Annotated in this window: 5 protein-coding genes; all 5 read right to left on the reverse strand. The window is 62.5% G+C overall.

What is annotated here, in order from left to right; genetic code table 11:
- A partial coding sequence (locus ACLV74_RS21355) for a filamentous hemagglutinin N-terminal domain-containing protein (RefSeq protein WP_411881426.1) occupies nucleotides 1-5,216 on the reverse strand: 5,216 nt, incomplete at its 3' end.
- Nucleotides 5,217-5,427: 211 nt separating this feature from the next.
- Nucleotides 5,428-6,438, reverse strand: coding sequence for a FecR family protein (locus ACLV74_RS21360; protein WP_411881427.1), 1,011 nt, complete (start codon nucleotides 6,436-6,438; stop codon nucleotides 5,428-5,430).
- An 84-nt stretch (nucleotides 6,439-6,522) separates the two neighbouring features.
- The gene (locus tag ACLV74_RS21365; RefSeq protein WP_411881428.1) at nucleotides 6,523-7,035 is read right to left on the reverse strand and encodes an RNA polymerase sigma factor; all 513 of its coding nucleotides are present in this window, start codon (nucleotides 7,033-7,035) and stop codon (nucleotides 6,523-6,525) included.
- Between the two features lie 60 nt (nucleotides 7,036-7,095).
- The gene (locus tag ACLV74_RS21370) at nucleotides 7,096-7,752 is read right to left on the reverse strand and encodes a TonB C-terminal domain-containing protein (RefSeq protein WP_411881461.1); all 657 of its coding nucleotides are present in this window, start codon (nucleotides 7,750-7,752) and stop codon (nucleotides 7,096-7,098) included.
- A 244-nt stretch (nucleotides 7,753-7,996) separates the two neighbouring features.
- Nucleotides 7,997-8,725, reverse strand: coding sequence for an RNA polymerase sigma factor (locus ACLV74_RS21375; protein ID WP_411881429.1), 729 nt, complete (start codon nucleotides 8,723-8,725; stop codon nucleotides 7,997-7,999).
- Between the last annotated feature and the right edge of the window lie 31 nt (nucleotides 8,726-8,756).

Raw genomic sequence — 8,756 nt, forward strand, 5'->3', positions numbered from 1 at the left:
GCGAGGTCGACATTGGGCGACTTCATGGTGATGCGTTTCTCGGGCGGGGAGGTCAGGGAGCCGCTCGAGGGATTGGCGGCGTCGTTTGCCTTGGTGGGGTCTTTCCAGTGCTCGTTGTTCGACAGCGTGCCGTAGGGCAGCATCAGGCCCGCGCCTGAGACCGAGGTGATGCTGCCTGCGCCCAGGGTCAGGCGGTTGCCGGCTACCAGCTCTATCTGCCCGAAGGGCGCGCGCAGCACACCGTTCTGCTCGATCACCGGCGCTTCCAGGCGCAGCGTGCCTCCTGCGGACAACGCGGGTGCCCCGGCACCCGATAAACGATCAACCGTAATTCGGTCACCGGCGCGTATGACCGCAGTCATCGCGGTCGCCGGGTATATTTGCCCGGCTTTCAGCAGCAGCCTGCCGTCTACGTCGAGATTAAGCTGCAAGTTGGTCGTGGGAAGAATCTGGTCGGGCAATGTGCCCCCCAGACGAATTTCATTTGCCGCAAACTCGGTCTCGCCGAAGCCGCTGATGCGTGTGCCGGCAACGCCTGTGGCTGTGCCATTTTTGTTGATGTCGATCAATTGGGCCGACAAGGCCAGCTTGCCGCCGAGCGCGGAAGGCGTGCTCCATGCACCCGATGCGTATGGCAATGAGGTGTTAAGCGAAATCTGCGAAGCGGACAAATTCGCACTGCCGCCGCTGCCGCCGTTACCCAATTTCGCTGTACTGAGGCTCAAGGATCCGGCGACATTGACGTTGACGCCATTGGCCAGCGTGATGCCTTTGCCGGCCTGCAATGAAACCGAACCGAAGCCGCCGCCGGAAATGGAGTTGGCCATTACGCGCGACGTGGACACCGCCGCCACATCCGGAATGACCACGCGGGTCGTTGCTGCTGCGTTCGTATAAAAATACCGTGTGAGCAAATCAACCATCATGGGTGTGATGGCGGGATTGACCTCCCAGGGTTTTAATACGGACGAAAACAGCGGCCCATTCATGTCGTTGACAATTTCCATGCCGCCGCCGGTCACACCAGGCAGCGCCGTAATTGCCGCGCGCATTTGAGTTGTGAGTTTTACAGCGACCGTACCGTACTGGTCGAAGAGGTCAAAATCAGGAACCGAGGTCGCGATGGCATTCTTGATGGCATTCGTGACCGGATCCCGCCAATAGAGGCGTGTAGGAAGCACCACAGCGCTCGGCGATCCGGCCGGCCCGCCACTTTCATCGATGATCGTCAATGAGCCGCCGGATGCGCCGGCACCGCCACTGTTCCCCCGAAGATCGCCTGCAATTCGTATCGTTCCTTGCGAACTGCCTTTGATGTTGATCGCACCGCCGTCACCGGCAATGCCAAGCTTGCCGTACCGCAGCTGCCCCGGCGAACCGCCGGCTTCAGCCAGTTCAATTTCCCCGCTCGCCCCTGACACGTCGATCAACGAACCCGCGGCAAGCTGCACATCCGAACCCCGGATCTCCACCACACCACCTGCCAGCACCTCACCCCGCAGATGCGCGGACTTGTCCCTGTAAATCGCGGGAGTGCCGCGTGCCATCAGCTGCGCGCCGGAATTCAACTTGACGCTCGTACCGCTCAGTTCAATGCCACCCGCGGCCGCTTCCAGCCGACCCGATACCGTCACCGCACCGTTGGCGCCACCACCCCCCAGGGTCAGCTTGCCGCGGGTGTCGGTGACGATGGCGGAACCCACGCCCACCATGATCGCCCCGTCGCTGGTCGCCAAAGTGATCCCGCCCGGCCGGCGCTTGAGGCGCTCCTGCGGCAACAAGACGACTATGGGCGCCACATCGGCCAGACGCTCGCCCGTGGCGAGATCGCGGTAGGCGAACGGGACCATGTCAATGCCGACCGCCTGCTGCGTGATCGTCACGCCGTCCGGCACCACGATGCGCCCGTTGGAGCGCACGTTGACGGTCACATTGCCGAAACCGCGCTCGCCGTACAGGTTCGCAGGCAGCACCACGACCGATGGGTCCGTAGCCGCGCCGCCCATCTGCACCGATGACGCGGTTTCAAGCACCAGGCTGCCGGCCGAGCCCGCCGCATAGGCGCGCAGGTTCAATCCCGCCAGGCCCGTCTGCGGCGTCACACCGCTCAAGGTGATGGAACCGGCATCGCCCACACGCAAGGCAGGCAGGCCTTTCTTGCCGACATCGGCACGGCCGCCGCCGGACACATCGAACACGGCCTGCGGGTCGGCGACGATTTTCGCGAGATTGAGCTTGATCGCGCCGCCGTTGATGGCCCACGGTCCGGAGGACATGCCGTCGCGCCAGGTGTTGATCCATTGGCCGGAGACATCCAGCCCGCCATGTGCGCCCACATCCAGCCGGCCGTTGACGGAGTCGAGCCAGATGGAGCCGCCCGCCGCACGCAACATGCCGTTGATGCGGATGTTGCCCGTCGAAGCGTCGGCGCCGGAAACAAACAGGGAAGCCCCCGGAGAGAGTTCCAGGTTCGCGCCCCTGGCCAGTTCGAAGTCGCCGCCAATGATGTTGAAAGTGACGTGGCCCATGCCCGAAGCATTGAGCATGTCGTCGGACAGGAAGCTCAATTTGGTGGACTTCGGATTGGCCGGGTCGAGCGGCACAAAGAAGTCCGCGCCCAGGGCCGTGCCGGCGTTGAAAGCATTACCCAGCCGCTTGGGATCATGGCTGACGATGATGGTGCCCGGCGACCACGGCCGGTCTTCCACGCTGCCGCCGCCCAGCTGCAGCTTGCCGCCGTTGGCGTTGGCGGGCTTTTTCTGCTGGCGGTCGCCGACCACTTCGCCGCCCCACAAATCGCCTTCCAGCACCATCGCGCTGCCCGCGAAGATCTGCAGCGCACCGGCCTTGCGGCCTTCGGTGTAGCCGGCCTCCTTGAAGTCACCGCCTATCAGCGCGCTGCGCCAGGTCGTGTTCACGCCCCAACGCGCATGGTTTTGTGTAAACCGGCCGGCAAGCCCCGCGTATTCGATGTCGGGCATGGCCTTGTTCATCGTGTAGATGCCACCGTTCGCACCCGCGAGCTTGGTGGCGGTATTCATGCCGTCCGAATAGCGCACCGAACCGCCGGAGATGTCGATCATCGAGCCGGCGCGCGTGACGACGGAGCCGCCGGCGCGCATCATGATGCTGCCCGCATCGGCCGACAGTTCATTGAGGTCGGTCTTGCCCACGCCTATCCAGCCGGTCACGTCCGCCAGCGGCGTGCCCACCCATTCGCCCGGCATGTAGACCATCTGGCCGTTGGCGTCTTTTCTCTGCACCCACTTGACGCCGGCCATCGGTCCGCCCGCGAACACGCCGCCCTCGCGGCGGTCGACGATCACCTTCTGGCCGCGCAGCCAGGAGCTCAGCAGCAGCGGCGAATCGCGCAGCTCATTGATGCGCAGCTCCGCCTCGACGAAGTTGCGTGCCATCGGCACCAGCATGTCGCGCAGGCCCGCCACGCTCATGAACGCATCGCTGTCGATGTAGATGCGGCTGGGGTCGCCCAGGCTTCCCTTGCGCCAGGCTTGCTGCGTGAAGATCGGATTGACCGCCGATTCGATGTTGATCTTGCCCGCGGGCGCCAGCACGCCGGCCCGCGGCTTGAGGTCTATCAGTTGCCCGTACATGCCTATCCAGCCGGGCTGGTAGCGGGTGCCCAGCGCGGATGCTTCGATTTCGCTGGTGTCGGCGGCGTCCGGCATGATTTGCGTGACGCTTCCACTGCCCAGCGTGAGCGTGCCGGCCGACCAGTTGAAAAGATCGTCAATGCCGTCCGCGTACATGTGCGTGCCCAGGCCCCACGCGCGCATGAGGATGGACCCATTGCGGTTGTTCAGCGCGGTGGTGGACATCAGCACGCCGTTTTGCCGGACGTCCTGCGCCTGCAAGGTGATGTTGCCGCGGTCGGCCTGCACCACGCCGGTATTGTTCACTTCGTAGCCGACGGCCTTGGCGCGCGCCGCCATTTCGGGCAGGACGATGTTGCGGATGCCGTTGACAAAGTTCGCATCCGCATAGACTGTTTCCAGTCCGAGCGCACCCAACATCTGCCCACCGGTGAACGCCCAACCCGGCACGGCTGACGCGGCCACATCCAGGCCACGCACCGCATTGGGATCTTGCGTCGATGACGTTTTGAGGTAGATGTTTTCACCGGCCGCCAGGATGACCTGGCCGTCCGGTGCAAAGAGGCGCCCGGCATTGCTCACCTTGGGCGCAAACAGCATGACCTTGCCGCCGCTGGCGACTGCGATACGCGCACCCGCTTCCACCTTGACATCCCCCGGAGCCGCGCCCGGCTGGAATCGGTCGACCATACCGAGTTGATCCGGCGTGGCTCCGTTTCCTGGAACGTACCCGGCAGCGCCGTAAATCGATGGCATCCGGGTCGTGAATTCGCCAAACTGGGGAATGGCGAAATCATTCCCCGAGTTGTCAAATTTTTGTGGATTATTGATCCCCAGATTGAACTGCTGATCCGTCAGGCGCAGGGAGCTGGCGACCAGGCTGCGTGTGTTGACCTGGCTGCTGCCGGTGAAGATGATGCCGTTGCGGTTGATCAGGTACACCGAGCCGTCGGCCTTGATCTGTCCGGCGATCTGGCCGGGCTTGCCGCTCGGGTCGTTGATGCGGTTCAGCGCGATCCAGGCGTTGGTGCCGTCGGCCTTGTTGCCGCCCTTCTGGTTGAAGTTGACCGTCGTGTTCCGGCCGACGTTGAAGCTCTCCCAGTTCAGGATGGCTTTCTCGGCCGTCTGGTCTATGGTGACCTGTGTCCTGCCGCCGGCGGCGGCCTGTGTCGGCTTGCTGGCATTGAGCCAGCCCGCGGTGAGGCTGTTGGTGTCCACCACCAGCCCGCCCGGGGCCAAGCCGTCCGGAACATCGGAGGCACCGGCCAGCGCCGCCAGTTGCGCCGCGGCTTGCGCGGCCTGCTGCGCGGCGATGCCGCGGGCGGCCAGGTTCAGGTTGTCGAAGGAGCGCAGCATCTGCGCGTTGGCCCTTTGCTGCTGGCTTTGCGGGTTGGTGAGCCAGGAGGCAGGGGTGCCGTTGGGCAAGAGGCCTGTGGTGGCCGCCGTGCTTTGCGCCGCGCCCATGTTGGCGTACCACGCGTTGCTGAAAGCGCGCTGCGCATGGACGTTGCCCGCAGCACCTGCGACGAGAAGCACGGCAACGGCCGAGGCCAATGGGGTCAGGCGTATGGTCTTCTTCGATGCATCAAAGTCTGGACCCACATTTTCAAGAGGAGATGCTTGGTTTTTGGCTGTGCGGCTGGCATGCATGATGGCGCTTCCGTTTTAGATCAATGAACACGTCGCACGAAAGGCAGACTTTCGGCTTCCATGTCCAGAGACGGGTTTGCCCTGATCAAAACTGCCACGCATATCGCCGGTTTTTTATGACAAAGCTGTCACAAAAAAGATTTGCGAGAAAGCCCGGCTCGCGTCAGCCGAGCAGAATCACATTGCCAGGCAAATGCCTGGACGTCACGCCAAAGGCTTCCTTGATACGGCCTATCGCAAGATCAAGCCGCTTGATCTGAAATTTTCCGCTCATCTTCCGCTCGCCCAGAGCCCGGCCCAATAAAACGATGCGCCCCGGCCGGTAGCGGTTGATTTCAGCCACGGCATCGGCCAGCGGCGTGTCGCGAAATACCAGCACGCCGTCGCGCCAAGGGGCCGTCAGGTCGACACTCGCCTGTTGCACGGCCTTGCCGCCCCCATCGTCATAGAAGACCTGCTGGCCGGCCTGCAAGCTCAACCGCTCAGCCGCATGTTCGAACTGGACCTTGCCACGCAAACATGTCAAACACGCACGCCCCTCGATCTGGCGCAGCTCTATTTCGCCGGAAGCCATCAACATCACACCCTTGCCGGCAACGATTCTCAACTCTCTTCGCGCATCCTCATTGGAGATAACCGCCTCGCCCGACACGAGCTTGAGTTCGTAGGGGCCGTCACCACCATCGTCAGCACGCACGTTCAGGCTGGATTGGGTATTCAGCTCCACCACCACGCCATTTGCCAGCTCAATGCGGCGCTGCTCGCCTGTTGCCGTACGGTAGTCCGAACCAAGTTCGAACACGGACGGCCAAAGCCCGGCGGGAGGAAAGACCATGGCACCGACTGCGGCCGCGCCAGCCGCCGAAAATGCCGCGCCCAGGAACATCCGTCGTTCCCGGACTACCCCGCGCGCAAGGCGTGGCTTTGAAACGGGTTCGGGATGTCCAAGCCGCCAGGCATGGCCCACGGCGCCCATGTCATCCCAGCTTTGTCTTGCATGCTGAAAAACCTGCTCACGCCCAGCGCCCGCCGCCAGCCATTGTTTCAGGGTGAGCATATCCGCCTGCGTCGCCTGGCCTGTTTTGATTTTTACCACCCAGGCTTGCGCCTGCTGCGACAACAGCCGGTGTTCTTCATGAGGCGAAGGCGGGCTTAGCGAATCACGTTTTTCCAATTTTTTCCTCGGGCAATCGAGCGCATCCAGCGAGAAGTGGCCTTTTACAACCGAGACGGGACCAGCGAGCCAAAACTGCCATTTTCATTGATCGCTTTCACGGATGCGGGCATGGCAGAACGCATAACCCCGCTCCAGTTCCCTGTCTACCGTGCGCAACGATATGCGATAGCGCAGAGCCAGCTGTTCACGCGACTCCCCATCAAGACGCACCGCGAGCAGAATTTCCCGCTGGCGCTTGGGCAGCGTTTCCAGGTCCTGCAACAGCCGCATCAGGTCCTCCCGCCCTTCGGCAATGGCGAGCGGACCGGGAGCGGAATCGACGATATCCAGATATCCCTCGGCCTCTTCAACGGTAAGCCGTCTTTCCGCGCTGCGTTCTCGGTCCATCGCGATGTGAAAGGCCATCTGCAAAAGATACGCAACCGGATGCGCCACCGAAGGGGCGGCATCCTTCTGCTCAACACTTTTATCCTGCAGGCGCAGGTAGGTATCCTGCAGGGCATCGCTGGCCATGTCCACATTGCCCAGGCGATAGGTCAGGCGCTTCTTGAGTTCGTCGTAGTTCGAGGTCAAAAAGTCGCGCAGCGATGTCAATGGATTTCCGGGCATCAATACAGCCGTCCGGAAATTTTTCGCTGAAGGGGATTGGGATGTTCAGCCAATGCATTCGCCTTGTGCATTCAACAGCGTTGGGAGCACGATCATCGTCAAAGGCTGCCGAATCTCCCCGTGGCCAGGCTGCGATGGAAGGTGCATGCCATGCAGGCCCGCGCGAATGCTGGCATCGCGTGAAGGCGAGCCACTGGTGCCGAGCAGATGCACCTTGGTGACTTTCCCCGAAGGCTCAATCCACAGGCTCAAAGCGATGCGGTATGAACTGGAAGATGTCACGGGGAGGCGGCAAAAGAAGGCCCGGACCTCCGACTGAACCACCGCGAAGTATTTTCTCTCCGGATCCGTACTCTCAACGCCTTGCGCGAACCCGCTACCGGTTGTTTGCGCCGCCGGTTCGGCGGATGCGGCCACCAGGCTGAATGTGTCGGGTGAGGCATACCGCACCTGGAGACCGCTCAGCGAAAGCATGCGGCGCAATGCGGCTTCAGGCTGCATGGCACCGCGAATTTCAGGAGCGTAGAGACCAGCCGTCAATGCGCTGTCGTAAAGCCCCGAGTACGAGGTAAAACTCATGAAGCGCTCAAGCGCGACTTGAAGCGGCAGAGCGGGAATATCAAACTGCATATAGCCGCTGGAAGGGTCTGGCGGCAAGCCTTCCTGGGCCGCCACCCGATTCAGGCAGAGTACGCACACCACAATCGTCAAGGCACATCTAGACGCAAGAATCCACGACATAAATGGTTGCGGCAGGTTTTCATATCAAGGAATCAAAGTGCCTATAGACGCGAGCAGTCGTGAACTTTATGCAAATTGCATGACGCCTGCGTGACAGGCTGCGCCCCCCTGCGGGTAACGCGGGTCTGGCTGTGCGGGCCTGGCTCGCAACACAGTGAAGTCAGACTTCAGTGCAACCCCGGAAAAACCGCTGTCATGTTGAGGACTACCCCGTCCGCTGAATTCCAATGCAAGCAGGCTTGGCTTGCCAACGCCTGGAATGAACCCGCTGTAGGGAGCTGTCGTCTTCCATCACTGTCTGGCCCGATGCCTGCGCACAGTAGTCCTGCGCCTGGCGCAGTACGGTATCCACGCTGCGCGGGGAGATGCGGTGCCAGTCCGCGACTTCCTGGCGGGTCATCTCTTCTATTCGCAGTGCGATCAGCACCGAGCGATGGCGATGCGGCAAGCGCTGCATCGCGCGCTCCACCGCGGCCAGGTCGGAACGCGCCGCCGCAATGTGGTCGGGGCCGGGTACGTCGTCGGCGAGACTTTCGAGTTCGGTGTCGGAGTCGCCCGTGTATTGCCAGCACCGGTTACTGCGCAAGCGGTCCATCGCCAGGTTGCAGGCGGTGCGGTACACATAAGCTTCCGGGTTCCGCACAGTCGCGGGAAGCGTCAACCGACCCAAGCGCAGCCAGGCCTCGTGCAGGCATTCGCTGGCGAGGTCCGGGCAATTGAGGTGCCGCGCCAGGCGCCGGTGCAGGCTGGCGTAGTTCGCCACGAGGAAGTCCCGCGGCAAGACACCGGCGGCATCCTCGCCGGGTGCATACCCCTCCGCATGGCCGGCGGTATCCAGGCAAAACCAGCTGCTCAAGTCCAACATGAAAACCTCCTCCTCATCGTTTCGGGCTTCACAGCAACAACAAGCGTTGCCGGTGTTGGTGGCGGACACGGGAACACATCCTCTCCCGCACGGTTCCCCC

Source organism: Polaromonas sp. YR568 (assembly GCF_943369415.1).
In the GTDB taxonomy this organism is placed as follows: domain Bacteria; phylum Pseudomonadota; class Gammaproteobacteria; order Burkholderiales; family Burkholderiaceae_C; genus Polaromonas.